Origin of the sequence: Bradyrhizobium sp. AUGA SZCCT0177 (assembly GCF_018130125.1) — a bacterium.
Taxonomy (GTDB): domain Bacteria; phylum Pseudomonadota; class Alphaproteobacteria; order Rhizobiales; family Xanthobacteraceae; genus Bradyrhizobium.
The window spans coordinates 149,520-165,501 of record NZ_JAFCMA010000005.1; the positions used below are offsets into that span (position 1 = coordinate 149,520).

Consider the following 15,982-nt stretch of genomic DNA (forward strand, 5'->3'; position numbering starts at 1 on the left):
AAATGAGCGTCGTTCAGACCGGTGCGTCACCGGCTTCCGGCTCATCAGCTTCATTCAAACGTTCCGCTTGCGAAACCATGTCGTCGAATGCAGCGATCGCCGCGTCGATCTCGCGGAAGCTGCAACAATCGACCGACACCTTTGTGTCGTGATCGAACAACTCGATCCACAACGCTGGCTCGTCGCCCACGGGCGATGAAACATTGAAAATTCGGATTTCGTGTATTCCGATCCTCACGATCGAGATCACGCTCGGCACAGAGGCACTCTCCGGAATGCCGGACAGCGCTATGAACGCCTGCGTTACTCGCAATCTGCCGGACGTATGGCCGGATTTCGTGCACATCTTGCAATCCCTGAATGGCGGTATCAGACACCGCGTTCGGCGCCCTACACACATCCGCGCGCTGTGAAACCCTGGGAGATACCGCAGCAAAAATCGCGCAACCGAAACCGGCCGGCTCGAAGCGGCAATTCATATCTAGCAGACAGCCCGCATCCGGCTTGCTATCCTGCGCCAATTATTTGATCTTCTGCGCCAAGATGCCCCCTCGCGGCGAACAGACCGCAAACGGATGTCGCAATAGAGGATGATGTCTCGTGCCTGCTACCAAACCGGGGCGCATCGATTCGATTCCGAGTGCCTCAGGAGGTATCGCCCGGATGGTTTGCGCTGAGCTGCGCGAACGAGGTATTCCTCTGGCGCCACTTTTGTCGAAGGCCGGATTGAGCGTTGAGCAGATTGATGATCGCGCCGCCCGCGTCGAGGTCCAGGGCCAAATCAAGATTCTGAAACTCGCTGCCGACGTGCTGCAGGATGGCCTTTTGGGCTTTCATCTATCGCGGGAGTATGATCTTCGCGAGATCGGCCTGTTTTATTACGTCCTGGCATCCTCCGAAGTCTTGAATGACGCCTTGCAAAAGGCAGCACGCTACAGCCGGATCACCAACGAGGGCGTTTCACTGACATATCGCGCCAACAAGGAAGTCGCGATCTCCTTGGATTACGTCGGCGTCGAACGACGCTCGGACTACCATCAAATCGAATTCTGGCTGGTTTCCCTCGTTCGCCTGTGCCGGCAACTCACCAACCGCCGATTGATACCGAGCAAGATCAGTCTGGTTCACCACCGCAAGAACACGCCAGCCGAATTTCGGTCGCTGTTGGGATGCGAAATCGAATTTGGGGCCGGAGCGGATGAATTGGTTTTTCCAAGTGCGATCGCACAGCTGCCCATCGTCAGTGCCGACAGCCACCTCAATCAGCTCCTGATGCAATACTGCGAAGATGCTCTCGCCCATCGGTTGCCGGCCCGCACCAGCCTTCGCGCAAGCGTGGAAAATGTAATGGCTCCGTTGCTCCCGCATGGAACGGCGAACGCCGTCGAAATCGCCCGCCACCTCGGCATGAGCCATCGGACTCTGGCGCGCAAGCTCTCGACGGAGGGACTGACCTTCTCGGACATCGCAGAGGAGCTGAGGAGCGACCTCGCGGGTCATTACCTGGGCGATACCGACCTTCCGATTTCGCAGATTGCCTGGCTGCTCGGTTACCGCGAAGTCAGCGCCTTTACTCACGCATTCAAGCGCTGGACCGGGCTTACACCACGACAGTCGCGGGCACAGCATCCGCCTGCGGCTGTCGGCGGGGCTTCAAAAATCCGGCAGCGCCTCCGGAAACCATCCGGCCGATAGGTTACCGGCCTCTCGTGCCGCCGTAATCGCCTTACACCCGCTCCGCCGGCGCGAGCTTGCAGACCGCGCCGCTGGACTCGATCTGCAGCGTCGCGTGATGAATGTTGAAACGGTGCGACAGCTCCTCGCAGACCCGATGCAGGAATGCGTCGTCGCTGCCGTCAGGCCGCACCAGATGCGCCGTCAGCGCGGTCTCGTTGGTGCTCATGGCCCAAATGTGGAGGTCATGCACTTCCGAGACGCCGTCGAGTGCGCCGAGATAGTCCCTGACCTTTGCCAGTTCGATGCCGCGCGGCACGCCGTCGAGCGCGAGATTGACGCTGTCGCGCGCCAGCCCCCACCCGCTCACGAGCACCACACCGGCGATGGCAAGGCTGATCGCGGGATCGACCCACAGCCATCCCGTGAACATGATCACCAGGGCCGCGACGACCACGCCAAATGACACGCCGGCATCGGCGGCCATGTGCAGATAGGCGCCGCGAACATTGAGGTCGCCATGGCGGCCGCGCATGAACAACAGGGCCGTGCCGCCGTTGATGGCGATGCCGAGTGCAGCAACCGCAACGACGGTCCAGCCGGCCACCGGCGCGGGTTCCTGCAGGCGATTGATCGCCTCGACGATGATGCCGCCGACCGCGACCAGCAGAAGGCCGGCGTTGAACAGCGCCGCGAGGATCGAGGCCCGCCGGTAGCCATAGGTATGCCGCTGGGTCGGTTGCTTTTGCGCGAGCCACGCCCCGCCCCAGGCCAGCAGCAGCGCGATCACGTCGGAGAGATTGTGAACGGCGTCCGAAATCAGCGCCAGCGAATTGGCGGCATAGCCGAAGATCAGCTCGGCGGCAACGAACGCCGCATTGAGCGACGCGCCGATGGCAAATGCCCATCCGAAACTGTCGGGCGCATGGCTATGCCCGGCGTGGTCATGTACGTGGGAGTGGTCGTGGTGGTGGTGTGCGTGCGCCATGAATCCGATATAGCGCACCCAGATGCGAATACTATCACAGCGCCCTGCCCCTCAGAGGGAGACCGCGATCAGTTCCTCCACCAGAGGACCGCCGCCGACCGGAAACACGATGAACTGCTTGCCGCCGGCCATATAGGTGATAGGCGCGCCGACGGCGTTGGCCGGCACCGCGATCTCTGCCAGCATCTCGCCCGAGGTCTTGTCGTAGACCCACAGATGCGGACTGAAATTGTTGAGATCGGCGATCCGGCGCGTTCCACCCGCAGGCAGCCGCGGCGCGCCGAAATAGCCTGACTGTACAACGATCATCACCGTTTTCGTGATCAGCGCCCAGCTGCGTGTGGGAAATCCCAGCCGCTCACGTATGCCCAAGGCTTGAATGGTCGGAATAAGCTCGGCACGCCCGATCGGAATCCGCCAGCGATGCTCGCCGCTGTTCATATCGATGGCAAGCATGCTGCCGAATGGCGGCTTGAGCAGCGGCAAGCCACGTGGCCCGGACAGGTAGCGGAATTCGCCGATAAAGTCGTAGCGCGACTCCCCCGGCGCTGGCCTGCGAACGGTGATCACAAACGGCAGCCGGTAGGTGCTGACATAGAGCATACCGGTGTCCGGATCGATCGCCGCACCTGCCCAGTTGCCGCCGCCGGCGACGCCGGGTACCTGGATGGTGCCTCGTTCCGACGGCGGGGTGAACAGCGGACCGTGATCGTATTTCGCCACGATGTCTCTTGCCTCCTGACGGAGTTCAGGCGTGAAATCGATCAAGTCTTCGTCGCGCACGCCCTGAAGGTCGATCGGGGCCGGCCTCGTCGGAAAAGGCTGGGTCTTCGATGCAATTTCACCGGGAACGGTCGAAGCTGGCACCGGCTGCTCCTCGATCGGCCACACCGGCTGGCCGGTGACGCGATCGAATACGTAGACGAACGCCTGCTTGGTCACCTGCGCGACCGCCTTGACCGCTTTGCCGCCGACGGTGATGTCGATCAGGGTTGGCGCTGCCGGGGTGTCGTAATCCCACAATCCATGATGCACGAGCTGGTAGTGCCAAACCTTTCTGCCGGTGGCTGCTTCGAGACACACGATGCTGTCGCCGTAAAGCCCGTCACCGGGACGATGCCCGCCATAGTAATCGTTGGTCGGCGTGCTCACCGGCAGATAGACATAGCCGAGCTCTTCATCCGCGCTCATCGGCGCCCAGACATTGGCGTTACCCGCCTCGCGCCACGAATCCCGTTGCCAGGTCTCGACGCCCGCCTCTTCGCCCTGCGGCACGGTGTGGAAGGTCCAGAGCAGCCGGCCGGTCACGACATCGAAGCCCCGTACGTCGCCGGGCGGCGACGGGCTTTTCCGCCACCAATCCATGACAGACGATCCAACCACGATGACGCCGCGTACGATCACCGGCGGCGAGCTCATGGTGTAGTAGTCGCGGTCGACCTCGCGGCGCAGACCCTGCGTGAGATCGATCCGGCCGGCATTGCCGAAGCCCGGCACCGGCTTTCCGGTCTTCGCATCCAGCGCGATCATCTGCGCAAATGCCGTGAGCATGATGATGCGCTCGTCCTCGCCATTGCGCCAATAGGCGACGCCGCGATGCAGCCAGCCGTCATTGGCGGGCATGCCGAGTCCGTTTTCGTAAACCTTGGGATCAAACACCCATTTGGTTTCGCCGGTGACGGCATCGACGGCGGCAACCTGTGACAGCGATGTCGAGGTGTAAAGTACACCCCCGACCATCAGCGGCGTCGATTCATGGGCGCGGGTCGGGCCGACGGACGGATTGGCTTGCTTGACCGCCATGTCCGGCGACTTCCAGCGCCAGGCGACATGCAGGCTTTTCGCGTTGGTCCGCTCGATCTGCGTGAGCGGCGAATAGCGCGACGCGGCGTAGGTCCCGGCATAGGCCGGCCATTCTCCTTGCGACAATGCCTTGGCTGATTCAGGCAGCGCACCGGGGATGGCCTGAGCGTTGAGCAAAGACGGCATGGCGAGCATCAGGACTGCTCCGCCGATCGTTGCGATGAGTCGTTGCCATTCCGCTTTGCGCAATGCCGCCTCCCCTTTTCTGGAGAGCATCGGCGAGAACAGGGATGCAGTCAAAGGGCATCCAGCAAAACCGCGAGCGGATAACGAAATCGTAATCCGCCGCCAAGACGTGGATGCCCGGCACAAGGCCGGGCATGACGACGTTTGGTATAGCCCGTCTCCGTCCTACTCCACACCCCGCAGGAACTTGTTCGACTTCGGCAGGCCGTGCGCGAGGCGGCCGGCGTCGGCGCGGTTGCCGCGCCAATCGGCCAGTTCCTTCCAGCTCATGCTTTGGTCGCGGCCGGCGGAATCCTTCCAGCCGAGCCCCGCCTTGGAATCGAATACCGCGACGTCGGATAGTTTCGCGCTGGTGTATTTCTGCAGCCGCACGCCGCGGCCGCGCGCCATCTCCGGCACCTGGTCGAGCGGGAACAGCACCATCTTGTGGTTGGTGCCGATCACAGCGACGGTGTCGCCGACAACGGTCGTGATCGCGCAGGCCTCGTTCGGCATTTCGACGTTGAGCACCTGTTTGCCCTTGCGGGTGTTGCCGACGCAATCGTCTTCGTTGACGATAAAGCCCTGCCCTTCGTGGCTCGCGATCAGGAATTTGCGGCCGCCCTTGTTGACGAACAGCGACACGATCGCGGTTTCCGGCTCCATGTCGATGAACATGCGGATCGCCTCGCCATGGCCGCGGCCGCCCGGCAGCTTTGCGACGTCGAGCGAATAGAATTTGCCGTTGGTCGCGAACACCAAGAGCTTCGAGGTGGTCTCGGCAACGAAAGCGTGGTCGAGCTTGTCGTCGGTCTTGAAGGCGAGCCCGGAAATATCCTCGACATGACCCTTGAGCGTGCGCACCCAGCCCTTTTCGGAGATCACCACCGTGCACGGCTCGCGCTCGACGAAGGCCTCCTCGATCGCGGCCAGATCGTGCTCGGGTGCATCCGCGAAGGTGGTGCGGCGCTTGCCGAGCGGCGTCTTCGGACCGAACATGTCGCGGACCTTGCGGACCTGATCGCCGACCTTGGACCATTGCTCGGTCTCGGAGCCGAGCAGCGCCTTGATGCCCTTCAACTCGGCCCGAAGGTTCTTGTCCTCGGTGCGGATCTCGAATTCCTCGAGCTTGCGCAAACGGCGCAGCCGCATGTCGAGGATGGCGTCGGCCTGGACCTCGGTCAGCTTGAACGCCTTCATCAACTCCGGCTTCGGTTCATCCTCGGTGCGGATGATCTTGATCACCTTGTCGATGTTCAGATAGGCGATCAGGTAGCCGCCGAGCACTTCCAGCCGGTTCTCGATCTGGGTCTTGCGGTAGTTCGAACGGCGCAGCAGCACGTCGCGCAGATGATCGAGCCATTCGCGCAGACATTCGGCAAGGCCAACCACTTTCGGGATCTTGCCCTTGATCAGCACGTTGAGGTTCAGCGAAATCTTGCTTTCAAGCTCGGTCAGCCGGAACAGCGATTCCATCATCAGCGCGGGATCAACGGCGCGAGATTTCGGCTCGATCACGAGACGGACGTCTTCGGCGGATTCGTCCCTGACGTCGCCGACCAGCGGCAGCTTCTTCTCGTTGAGCAGTTCGGCGATCTTCTCCACCAGCCGGGATTTCTGCACCAGCCACGGGATCTCGGTGATCACAACGACCCAGGTGCCGCGCGCGCCCTCTTCCTGGGTCCATCGCGCGCGGGTGCGGAACGAGCCGCGCCCGGTCATGTAGGCTTCGGCGATCGCTTCCTTGGAATCGACGACGATGCCGCCGGTCGGGAAATCCGGCCCCTTGACCCATTTCAGCAGCGACTTCGATTTGGCATCCGGCTTGTCGATCAGATGCAGGGCGGCGTCGCACAGCTCGGCGGCGTTGTGCGGCGGAATCGACGTCGCCATGCCGACCGCGATGCCCTGGGAACCGTTGGCGAGCAGGTTCGGGAAACCGCCCGGCATCACCACCGGCTCTTTGGTCTGGCCATCGTAATTGGGACGGAACTCGACGCCGTCCTCGTCAATGCCCTCCAGCAGCAGCTGCGCCACCGCGGTCATGCGCGCTTCGGTGTACCGATAGGCCGCCGGATTATCGCCGTCGATATTGCCGAAATTGCCCTGGCCGTCGACCAGCGGGTAACGCGAGGAGAAATCCTGCGCCAGCCGCACCATGGCGTCATAGATTGCCTGGTCACCATGCGGATGGAACGAGCCCATCACGTCGCCGACGATTTTGGCGGATTTCTTGAACGCCGTGCCGGGGTCGAGCCGCAGCAGCCGCATGCCGTAAAGGATGCGCCGATGCACCGGCTTCAGGCCGTCGCGGCCGTCCGGCAGCGCGCGATGCATGATGGTCGAAAGCGCATAGGTGAGATAGCGCTCTTCCAGCGCATCCCGCAGCATGACTTCATGGATTTCGGCCGGCTCTTCCGGCGGTAACGTTCGTTTTCCCATGGGGAGGGGTTAAACTTTTGGGCTGAATCGGGCAAGCCGCGAATCGGGCGTCATCCACTCACCCGTCGTCCCTGCGAACGCAGGGACCCATAACCACAGGTGTTTGTGGCAAAAAACGGCTGGGGCCACACGCCAATCGATGGGCCGGGGCGTATGGGTCCCTGCGTTCGCAGGGACGACGCGGGGAAGGAGCCCGTCAGACCGCGGAACTGATTCGCGCCCGGTATTTGGTCACCGCGTTGATGAATCCGTCGCGGGCGTCGGAATGGCCCTGTCCGCGCGGCTCCAGCACGTGGCGGAGCAGGAACATGCCGGTCAACCGAAAGCCGTCCTGCAGGTCCTGGTCCGACCAGCCATTCGTCCCGCCCTCGCCCTCTCGCAAAAATGCCGGGAGCGGCAGCAGCCGTTCGCGGTAGGGCTCGCCGGCGCGCCGCGACACCGCACCGCCGGATTTCGGCGACACGTAAATCAATTCCGTTGTCTCGCCGGTCGCGGCGCAGTTTTCCAGGTCGAGCCCGAAGCCGAGTTCGGCCAGCATCGCCAGCTCAAACCGGATCAGATGCGCCGCGGCGCCGCCGACATCGTCGAAATCGTCCAGCGTGCGCTCGAACATCTCGTAGATGTCCTCGTGCGGATCGCGCTCCGGCAACAGCCGCACCAGCGAGGCCAGATGGGTGACGCCATAGGTCGCATGCGCCGACGCCAGCAAGGTCGCCGCGCGCAGCCGCGTGCCCTCGATGGCGTAATATCCGAGATGCTCGTCGAGCCGCGCCCGCCACACCGTGGTGACGCTGTTGCCGGGCTGCAGCAGCGGCCGCATCCGTTTCCCCGCGCCGCCGCGCACCAGGCCAAGGTGCCGGCCGTGGCTGCGCGTCAAGAGTTCGACAATGGCGGAAGATTCGCCATGCCGCCGCACCCCCAGCACGATGCCTTCGTCGGTCCATTCCATGGGCGGGAGTTTACAGGATTCCGGCAGCGCGGGCAGCTATCTCAGGATCGTCATTCCGGGGCGATGCAAGCATCGAACCCGGAATCTCGAGATTCCCGCAATTGCGCACCTGAGGTCTGGTGCTTACGCACCATCCCGGAATGACGGGCCTATCACTATGCGTTGAACCAGCCCACGGCATCGCCGGTGAAGGAAAAATACAGCCCCACCGTCGTCAGCGCGCAGGACACGACCTCGATGGCGCTGTCGAGTTGCAGGCCGTTCGCACCGATCACCTGCACCAGTGAGATCACCGACAGCACCAGCGCCGCGGCCAGCACCCAGCGCGGCCAGTTCTTGCGGTCCCGCGCCGCGAGCCGGACGAAATAGACCAGCAGCAGGATCAGGCCCGCCGCCATCAGGGTCGCGACCATGATCATCTGCTCGGTCATGTCGGCTTTCGGCGTGCGGTCCTGGAACGCGACCGACACCGCATCCAGCGTCAGCGACAGATAGAGCAGCACTTCAAACCAAACTACGTTCCTGGGCAGGGTCATCGAAGACGCCGATCATCGCTGATGTTTCTTGATTATTCTTTGGGGAATTCAATTCCCATTTCGCGGTAGCGCTCTGGGTCGTCGCCCCAGTTCTCGCGCACTTTGACGAACAGGAACAGATGCACGGGTTGGCCTAATATCTCGGCGATTTCCTTGCGCGAATCCGCGCCGATCGACTTGATGGTGGCGCCGCCCTTACCGAGGACGATCTTGCGCTGACTCTCGCGCTCGACAAAGATGGTCTGCTCGATGCGGACCGATTTGTCCTTGCGTTCGGTCCAGCTGTCGGTCTCGACGGTGGATTGATACGGCAGCTCCTGGTGCAGCTGGCGGTAGATCTTCTCCCGCGTGATCTCGGCCGCCAGATGCCGCATCGGCGCATCCGACATCTGGTCTTCGGGATAGTGAAACGGGCCCGCCGGCACCATTTTGGCGAGTTCGGCGCGCAGATCGTCGACGCCGTCGCCCGACAGCGCCGAAATCATGAAGGTGTGTTCGAACTTCATGCGGTCATTGGCGGCCTGCGCCAGCGCCAGCAATTTCTCGCGCGGGATCAAATCGATCTTATTCAGCACCAGGATTTTCGGATGCTGCACACTCGCAAGCCTGCTCAGGATCGCGTCCGCTTCCTCGTCGAGGCCGGCTTTGGCATCGAGCAGCACGCAGACCAGATCGGCGTCATGCGCCCCGCTCCAGGCGGTCGATACCATGGCGCGGTCGAGCCGCCGTTTCGGCGCGAAGATGCCGGGCGTATCGACCAGGATGATCTGCGCGTTGTTCTCGATCACGATGCCGCGGATCAGCGCCCGCGTGGTCTGCACCTTGCGCGACACGATCGTGACCTTGGAGCCGACCAACGCGTTGACCAGGGTAGACTTGCCGACATTGGGCGCGCCGATCAGCGCGACGAAGCCGCAAGCGGTCTGGGCCGGAGATTCAGCTGTCATTGCCACCACCGCCGACGCCTTCGCGCTCGATCATCACGGACGCCGCAACCTTCTCGGCCGCACGCTTGCTGCCGCCGACGCCTTCGGCCGGCGCGAGGCCCGGCAGTTCCACGGAAACGCGGAACTGCGGATCGTGATGCGGCCCGGTGCGCTCGACCTCGCGATAGACCGGCGTCGGCATCCCCTTGCTCTGCGCCCATTCCTGCAACACCGTCTTGGGATCGCGCAGCGGCCGGCGCGGCTTGCGCATCCGCTCGGTCCAGTTGCGCTCGACGAATTGGGCGGCGGCACCGTAGCCGCCGTCGAGAAAGATCGCCCCGATCACGGCTTCGCAGATGTCGCCGAGCACAGATTTGCGGAGCCGCGCGCTGGCGCTGGCGCCGACCTGGCCGAGCTTGATGTCGTCGACCAGTCCGAGCGACTTGGCGACATCGGCGCAGCTTTCCTTGCGCACGAGATCGGCGAGGCGTTTTGACAGCTCGCCCTCGTCGGCGTTCGGAAAGGCGCGATACAGCATGTCGGACACGATCAGCCCGAGCACATGATCGCCGAGAAATTCGAGGCGCTGATAGCTTTCGGCGCGATTGCGCGCGGGTTTCAGCGCGGACACATGCGTGAACGCGGTGGTCAGGAGGTTGGGATCGCCGAATTTGTGGCCGATGCGCGCTTCAAGCGCAGCCGCCGCGGCCTTCGCCGATTCCTTGGCCGAGCCCCTGCCGCGCTTCTTCTTGGGCGCAGGTTCGCCGCCGGCATCAGGCTGCGGGCTCTCGCCCTGTGTCGGGGTATCCCTGATGACGGGCGTTTCGTCGTTCATCGCACGATTGAAAAAATGCGATTCCAGCGCACCGCGGTCGGCCAGCGCCAGAACATCCAGGCATGTTCGCCCTCGGCAATGGAGAAGAAGATCATTTGCGCCCGGCCGACGATGTTTTCGAACGGCACATAGCCCACCGCCGACAACACGCGGCTGTCGGTCGAATTGTCCCGGTTGTCGCCCATCATGAAGAAATGGCCGGCCGGCACGGTATAGATGGTGGTGTTGTCGTAGAAGCCGTTGTCGACGCAATCGAGCGACTCATAGGAGACGCCGTTCGGCAATGTTTCCTTCCAGCGCTTGACGCGCGCGGTGGCGTCGGAGCCGCACGGGTCCTCACCGATGAAATCGCTCAGGCGCTCGCGCTTGATCGGGGCGTCGTTGATGTAGAGCAGTCCCTCGCGCATCTGGATGCGGTCGCCCGGCAGGCCGATCACGCGCTTGATGTAATCGGTGGAATCGTCCTTCGGCAGGCGGAACACGACGATATCGCCGCGCGACGGCTCCGAGCCGAAAATGCGGCCCGAGAACAATGGCGGCGACAGCGGGATCGAGTAGTGGCTGTAGCCGTACGAATATTTCGAGACGAACAAATAGTCGCCGACCAGCAGCGTCGCCTTCATCGATCCCGAGGGAATGTTGAAGGGCTGGAACAGGAAGGTGCGGATCACGAGCGCGATCAGGAGGGCGTGGATGACGACACGGATGGTTTCGCCCAAGCCGCTTTCAGTTTTTGTCCCGGATGTCACGCTCATCGCTTTCCCAATTCCCGCAAGGCTGCTTCAAGCAAGGCTAGTCTTAAACAGAGGCTTGGCCTGCACGGTGGCAGAACGTTTTCCTCACGCGAATCGAGAGTTCCGTTCGCGTCAAGAAAATGGTCTTCGATACTGATGTTGAAGGCAAATTCCGGCGCAAAACCCGAATTCGCCCTGGCTCGGTAGTGTCGCCGCGGCGTTTTAGACGGTTGTTCGCGGCCGTGCAATCAAGCGCCTCGATAAAACTTCGTAATACATTGATAAATCAATGTTTTTTAGTTTTATGTCGGTCCCCCGGCGCGAACGGCCGCCTGCCCTATGATTTGCCCGGAACGACCGCCGAAATTATGACGAAGGCCTGCGCCAGCGGCCAGTCGTCGGTGATGGAAAGGTCGATCCGGGCCTCGAACCCCTCCGGCGTCAGCTTCTCGAGCCGGGCCAGCGCCCCGCCGGTCAGCTTCATGGTGGGACGGCCGCCCGGCAGGTTCACCACCCCCATATCCCGCCACCAGACGCCCTGGCGGATGCCGGTGCCGAGTGCCTTGGAACAGGCCTCCTTGGCCGCGAATCTTTTGGCATAGGTCGCGACCACCATCTTCTCGTTGTTGGCGCGGCGCGCGGCCTTGGCGCGCTCGGCGTCGGTGAAGATGCGCTCGAGGAAGCGCTCGCCATGGCGTTCGATCACCTTGGCAACCCGCGTGATGTCGATCAGGTCGGAGCCGATGCCGATGATCATGTCGGAGCCACGCTGCGCTGGCGCCCGCGGTCCATCGCCGCGCGCATGCTGCGGACGGTTTCGCCGAGGCCGACGAACAGCGCCTCCCCCATCATGAAATAGCCGATGTTGAGCTCGGCGAGTTCGGGCAGAGCGGCGATGGTCTCGGCCGTGTCATAGTCGAGCCCGTGGCCGGCATGAACCTCAAGCCCCGCGGCGCGCGCCAGCTTCGCTCCCGCGACAATGCGCTGCCATTCCGCCTCGGCCTTGGCGGCATGGCCATCCACCACCGCGTCACACCAGCCGCCGGTATGGATTTCGATCACCGGCGCCCGCAGGCGCGCGGCCATCTCGATCTGGGCGGGATCGGCGGCGATGAACAGCGACACCCGGATGCCGGCATCGTTCAGGCGCGCGATGAACGGCGCCAGCGCATTGTGCTGGCCGACCACGTCAAGCCCGCCTTCGGTGGTGAGTTCTTCGCGGCGCTCGGGAACCAGGCAGACCGCGTGCGGCCTGGTCGCCAGCGAAATCCGCAGCATGTCCTCGGTCGCCGCCATCTCGAAATTCAGGGGTTTTGAGATTTCGGCCTTGAGGCGCGCCATGTCGGTGTCGCGGATATGGCGGCGGTCTTCGCGCAGATGCGCGGTGATGCCGTCGGCCCCCGCCTCGATCGCGGTCAGCGCGGCGCGCACCGGATCGGGCCGCGCGCCGCCCCGTGCGTTACGCAAGGTAGCGACGTGATCGACATTGACCCCGAGGCGCAGCGGAAGAGCTTTCGGCATTTCACTCTCTTGGAATCCTGTGGGCGAAGTTACCCATTAACACGCTCGACCCGTGCGACGACGGCCTTGGCGCGCAACTGGGCGATGATAGCGCTGAGATGCTTCAGGTCATAGACCTCGAGATCGATGGTCAGCTCGGTGAAATCGGGGGAGCGGCGCGACATGCTGATATTGTCGATATTGCCGTCATGCTCGGCGATCACGGTGGCGACCTGGGCAAGGCTGCCGGGCTCGTTGACGTTATGCACGAGAATCCGCGCCGGAAAACGTTGCGGCATGGTCTCGTCGACGTCCCAGCGCACGTCGAGCCAGCGCTCCGGCTCTTCCTCGAAATCCTTCAGCGCCGGCGACTGGATCGGATAGATCGTGATCCCCTCACCCGGTGAAACGATGCCGACAATGCGGTCGCCCGGCACCGCGCCGCCGTTCGGGGCGAACTTGACCGGCAGGTCGGAATTGAGGCCACGCACCGGGATCACCGACGCGCTGCGCGCCGGATGCGGCGGCGATTTCAGCTTCAGCTTGTCCGCGAGGCTTCTCTTGGCCCCGTAACGCACCATCCGCTCTTCCTTGTAGTCCGGATACATCGCCCGCGCGACGTCGGACGCCTTCAGTTCGCCGCGCCCGACGGAGGCCATCACGTCTTCGATCGAGGCGCGCGCCAGCCGGGGCAGCGCGCCCTTCAGCTTGTCATCGGCGTATTCGATCTTGGCGCGGGCAAACAGGCGGTCGACGATACGGCGGCCAAGTCCGGCATATTGATCGCGCACGGCGGTCCGGGTGGCGCGGCGGATCGCCGCCCGCGCCTTGCCGGTGACCGCGAGCGACTCCCAGGCCGACGGCGGCGCCGCCTGCGCCTGCGAGGTCAGGACCTCGACCTCGTCGCCGTTCTGCAATTCGGACGACAATGGCGCGAATTTACCGTTGATCTTGCAGCCGACCGCGCTGTTGCCGACGTCGGTATGCACCGCATAGGCGAAGTCGATCACGTTGGCCTGACGCGGCAGCGCGATCAGCTTGCCCTTCGGGGTGAAGCAGAACACCTGGTCGTGGAACAGTTCGAGCTTGGTGTGCTCCAGGAACTCTTCCGGATTGGCGCTTTCGGACAGGATGCCGACGGTGTGGCGCAACCAGGCAAAGGCGTTGGACTCGTGCTTGAGCCGCTCGGTCGGCGAGCCCTCCCCCTCCTTGTAGAACGCATGCGCAGCGATGCCGAATTCGGCGATCTGGTTCATCTCCTCGGTGCGGATCTGCAATTCGACGCGCTGCTGGCCGGGACCGATCACGGTGGTGTGGAGCGAACGATAGTCGTTCTGCTTCGGCGTCGAGATGTAGTCCTTGAAGCGCCCCGGCACCACCGGCCAGGTGGTATGGACGACGCCGAGCGCGCGATAGCAGGATTCGACGTCACCCATCACGACGCGGAAACCGTAGATATCGGACAATTGTTCGAAGCCGACCGACTTGCGCTCCATCTTGGTCCAGATCGAAAATGGCTGCTTGCGGCGGCCATAGACCCGCGCGGTGATGCCGTTCTTCTGCAAATTCTTCGAGAGCTGGCTTTCGATCTCGCCGATCAGATTGCGGTTGCGCTCGGCCAGTGCGTCGAGCCGCTGCATCACCACCGCATAGGCTTCGGGATCGAGCGTGTGGAACGACAGGTCCTCGAGCTCTTCGCGCATTTCCTGCATGCCCATGCGGCCGGCGAGCGGCGCATAGATGTCGAGCGTCTCCTCGGCGATCCTGCGACGCGAGGCGTGCGGCACGAATTCCAGGGTCCGCATGTTGTGCAGGCGGTCGGCGAGCTTGATCAGCAGCACGCGGACATCGTCGGCGATCGCCAGCAGCAGCTTGCGCAGGTTCTCGGCCTGCTTGGCCTCGCGCGAAACCAGCTCCAGCCGCTTCAGTTTGGTGAGGCCCTCCACCAGAGCGCCGATCTCGTGGCCGAACACGTTGTCGATCTCTGCGCGCGTCGCCTCGGTGTCCTCAATGGTGTCGTGCAGCAGCGCTGCGACGATGGTGGCATCATCGAGCTTGAGGCCGGTGAGGATCGCCGCGACCTCGAGCGGATGCGAGAAATAAGGATCGCCCGATGCGCGGGTCTGGGTGCCGTGCGCCTTCATGGCGTAGACATAGGCGCGATTAAGCAGGTCTTCGTCGGTGTCCGGATTGTACGAGCGGACACGCTCGACCAGATCGTATTGCCGCATCATGCGCGAGCGGGGGGATTTGGGCCGCTCCACCGCGGGCAAGGCCGGCGCCACCGCGACCGAATCGGTCGCAGCCTGCATTTGCCGGGATATGCGGCGCCAGAACGCCATCGAATTACTGCCTCATCCGCGCGCCGAGCTCGGCCCGCTGCAAGAATGCCTCAAGAACACTAATGCGATTTCGAGCGAAGCTGCACCCCGTTAGGGGTCCGCGAACGATCAATTTCGCATGGCTTGGGACGATTGTGATGCCGAACCCGGCCAAGCTGCCGCCAACCCGGTTCAGGCGATCTCGCACCCATCCGCCAAGCACGCACCGTACCTGAAAAAATGTCAACAAAAGCAAAGGCCCGGACGAATGTCCGGGCCTTTGTCAGATCAGGGTGTTCGGGACGTCCCGTTGCCGGGTCTATTCGTCCTCTTCGGGCTGCTCTTCCGGCGGCGCCAGGCCCTCGAGGCCCTTCAGGAGCTCTTCTTCGGTCATGCGCTCGACCGCGACCTCGGTGTCGTCGGCATCGACGCTGGCGCCGGCCGAGCCGATCAAAGGCACGGTATCGGGCTCAGGCTCATCGACTTCGACGAATTTCTGCAGGGAATGAACCAGTTCCTCGCGCAGGTCTTCCGGGGAGATCGAGGAGTCGGCGATTTCCCGCAGCGAAACGACCGGATTCTTGTCGTTGTCGCGGTCAACTGTGAGTTGTGATCCGGACGAGATCATACGGGCGCGATGTGCTGCCAGCAGGACCAGGTCGAACCGGTTGTCGACCTTATCAATGCAATCTTCCACGGTGACGCGCGCCATAGACTGTCGCTCCGTTAAATGGGGCCCAATATGTCGGTTATGGGGGCTAGTTATAGGGGCGGATGGGGTTTCGCAAGACTAAATTTGTGATTTGCCTTCTTAATGGGCTCTGGTAACCATCTCCGGGGCCAGAAGGGCCGGAGCGTCCGAAGACGGCGGGACACCGTTCGGGACAAGTATTCTCTCCTTACAACGTCAAAAGACTAGGTATTTCGCCCTCGCCTCACCATAATTGCAGTGGTGATTGTCGTGGGGAAAGATTCACCGAACTTTAGGCAGCTGAACTGGAAAGTGCGCGCGGTCGATTCCCGCTGCGCTAAAAACGTAACAACAACGC

14 protein-coding genes are annotated in these 15,982 nt (G+C 62.9%); 1 reads left to right on the forward strand and 13 read right to left on the reverse strand.

Going from position 1 to position 15,982, the window contains the following annotated elements:
- Positions 1–13: 13 nt before the first annotated feature.
- Positions 14–346, reverse strand: coding sequence for a hypothetical protein (locus JQ597_RS07925; protein WP_212263650.1), 333 nt, complete (start codon positions 344–346; stop codon positions 14–16).
- A 254-nt stretch (positions 347–600) separates the two neighbouring features.
- On the opposite strand from JQ597_RS07925, the gene JQ597_RS07930 reads away from it, so the two are divergent.
- Positions 601–1,695, forward strand: coding sequence for an AraC family transcriptional regulator (locus tag JQ597_RS07930; protein ID WP_349628800.1), 1,095 nt, complete (start codon positions 601–603; stop codon positions 1,693–1,695).
- Positions 1,696–1,726: 31 nt separating this feature from the next.
- Here JQ597_RS07930 and JQ597_RS07935 read toward each other — a convergent pair whose 3' ends face one another.
- From JQ597_RS07935 to rpoZ, 12 genes are all read right to left on the reverse strand, one after another.
- On the reverse strand, positions 1,727–2,662 hold the full coding sequence (locus JQ597_RS07935; RefSeq protein WP_212263651.1) for a cation diffusion facilitator family transporter: 936 nt from the start codon (positions 2,660–2,662) through the stop codon (positions 1,727–1,729).
- Between the two features lie 51 nt (positions 2,663–2,713).
- A complete protein-coding gene (locus JQ597_RS07940) occupies positions 2,714–4,660 on the reverse strand; it encodes a PQQ-binding-like beta-propeller repeat protein (protein WP_212263652.1) in 1,947 nt (648 codons plus the stop codon).
- Between the two features lie 216 nt (positions 4,661–4,876).
- Positions 4,877–7,132, reverse strand: coding sequence for a DNA topoisomerase IV subunit A (parC, locus tag JQ597_RS07945; RefSeq protein WP_212263653.1), 2,256 nt, complete (start codon positions 7,130–7,132; stop codon positions 4,877–4,879).
- A gap of 196 nt (positions 7,133–7,328) precedes the next feature.
- Complete coding sequence (gene recO, locus JQ597_RS07950; RefSeq protein WP_212263654.1) at positions 7,329–8,081, reverse strand: DNA repair protein RecO; 753 nt, start codon at positions 8,079–8,081, stop codon at positions 7,329–7,331.
- A gap of 155 nt (positions 8,082–8,236) precedes the next feature.
- Complete coding sequence (locus JQ597_RS07955; RefSeq protein WP_212263655.1) at positions 8,237–8,617, reverse strand: hypothetical protein; 381 nt, start codon at positions 8,615–8,617, stop codon at positions 8,237–8,239.
- A gap of 32 nt (positions 8,618–8,649) precedes the next feature.
- The gene (gene era, locus JQ597_RS07960) at positions 8,650–9,564 is read right to left on the reverse strand and encodes a GTPase Era (RefSeq protein WP_212263656.1); all 915 of its coding nucleotides are present in this window, start codon (positions 9,562–9,564) and stop codon (positions 8,650–8,652) included.
- The gene (rnc, locus tag JQ597_RS07965) at positions 9,554–10,378 is read right to left on the reverse strand and encodes a ribonuclease III (RefSeq protein ID WP_212263657.1); all 825 of its coding nucleotides are present in this window, start codon (positions 10,376–10,378) and stop codon (positions 9,554–9,556) included. Before rnc ends, era begins: the two co-directional genes overlap by 11 nt.
- Entirely contained in the window at positions 10,375–11,133 is a 759-nt protein-coding gene (lepB, locus tag JQ597_RS07970; protein WP_212038338.1) for a signal peptidase I, read from the reverse strand. Before lepB ends, rnc begins: the two co-directional genes overlap by 4 nt.
- 316 nt (positions 11,134–11,449) lie before the next feature.
- Entirely contained in the window at positions 11,450–11,869 is a 420-nt protein-coding gene (acpS, locus tag JQ597_RS07975; protein ID WP_212263658.1) for a holo-ACP synthase, read from the reverse strand.
- Complete coding sequence (locus JQ597_RS07980; RefSeq protein WP_212038336.1) at positions 11,866–12,633, reverse strand: pyridoxine 5'-phosphate synthase; 768 nt, start codon at positions 12,631–12,633, stop codon at positions 11,866–11,868. Before JQ597_RS07980 ends, acpS begins: the two co-directional genes overlap by 4 nt.
- A gap of 29 nt (positions 12,634–12,662) precedes the next feature.
- On the reverse strand, positions 12,663–14,954 hold the full coding sequence (locus JQ597_RS07985) for a RelA/SpoT family protein (RefSeq protein WP_212263659.1): 2,292 nt from the start codon (positions 14,952–14,954) through the stop codon (positions 12,663–12,665).
- Positions 14,955–15,252: 298 nt separating this feature from the next.
- On the reverse strand, positions 15,253–15,645 hold the full coding sequence (gene rpoZ / locus JQ597_RS07990; protein ID WP_074276225.1) for a DNA-directed RNA polymerase subunit omega: 393 nt from the start codon (positions 15,643–15,645) through the stop codon (positions 15,253–15,255).
- Positions 15,646–15,982: the final 337 nt, after the last annotated feature.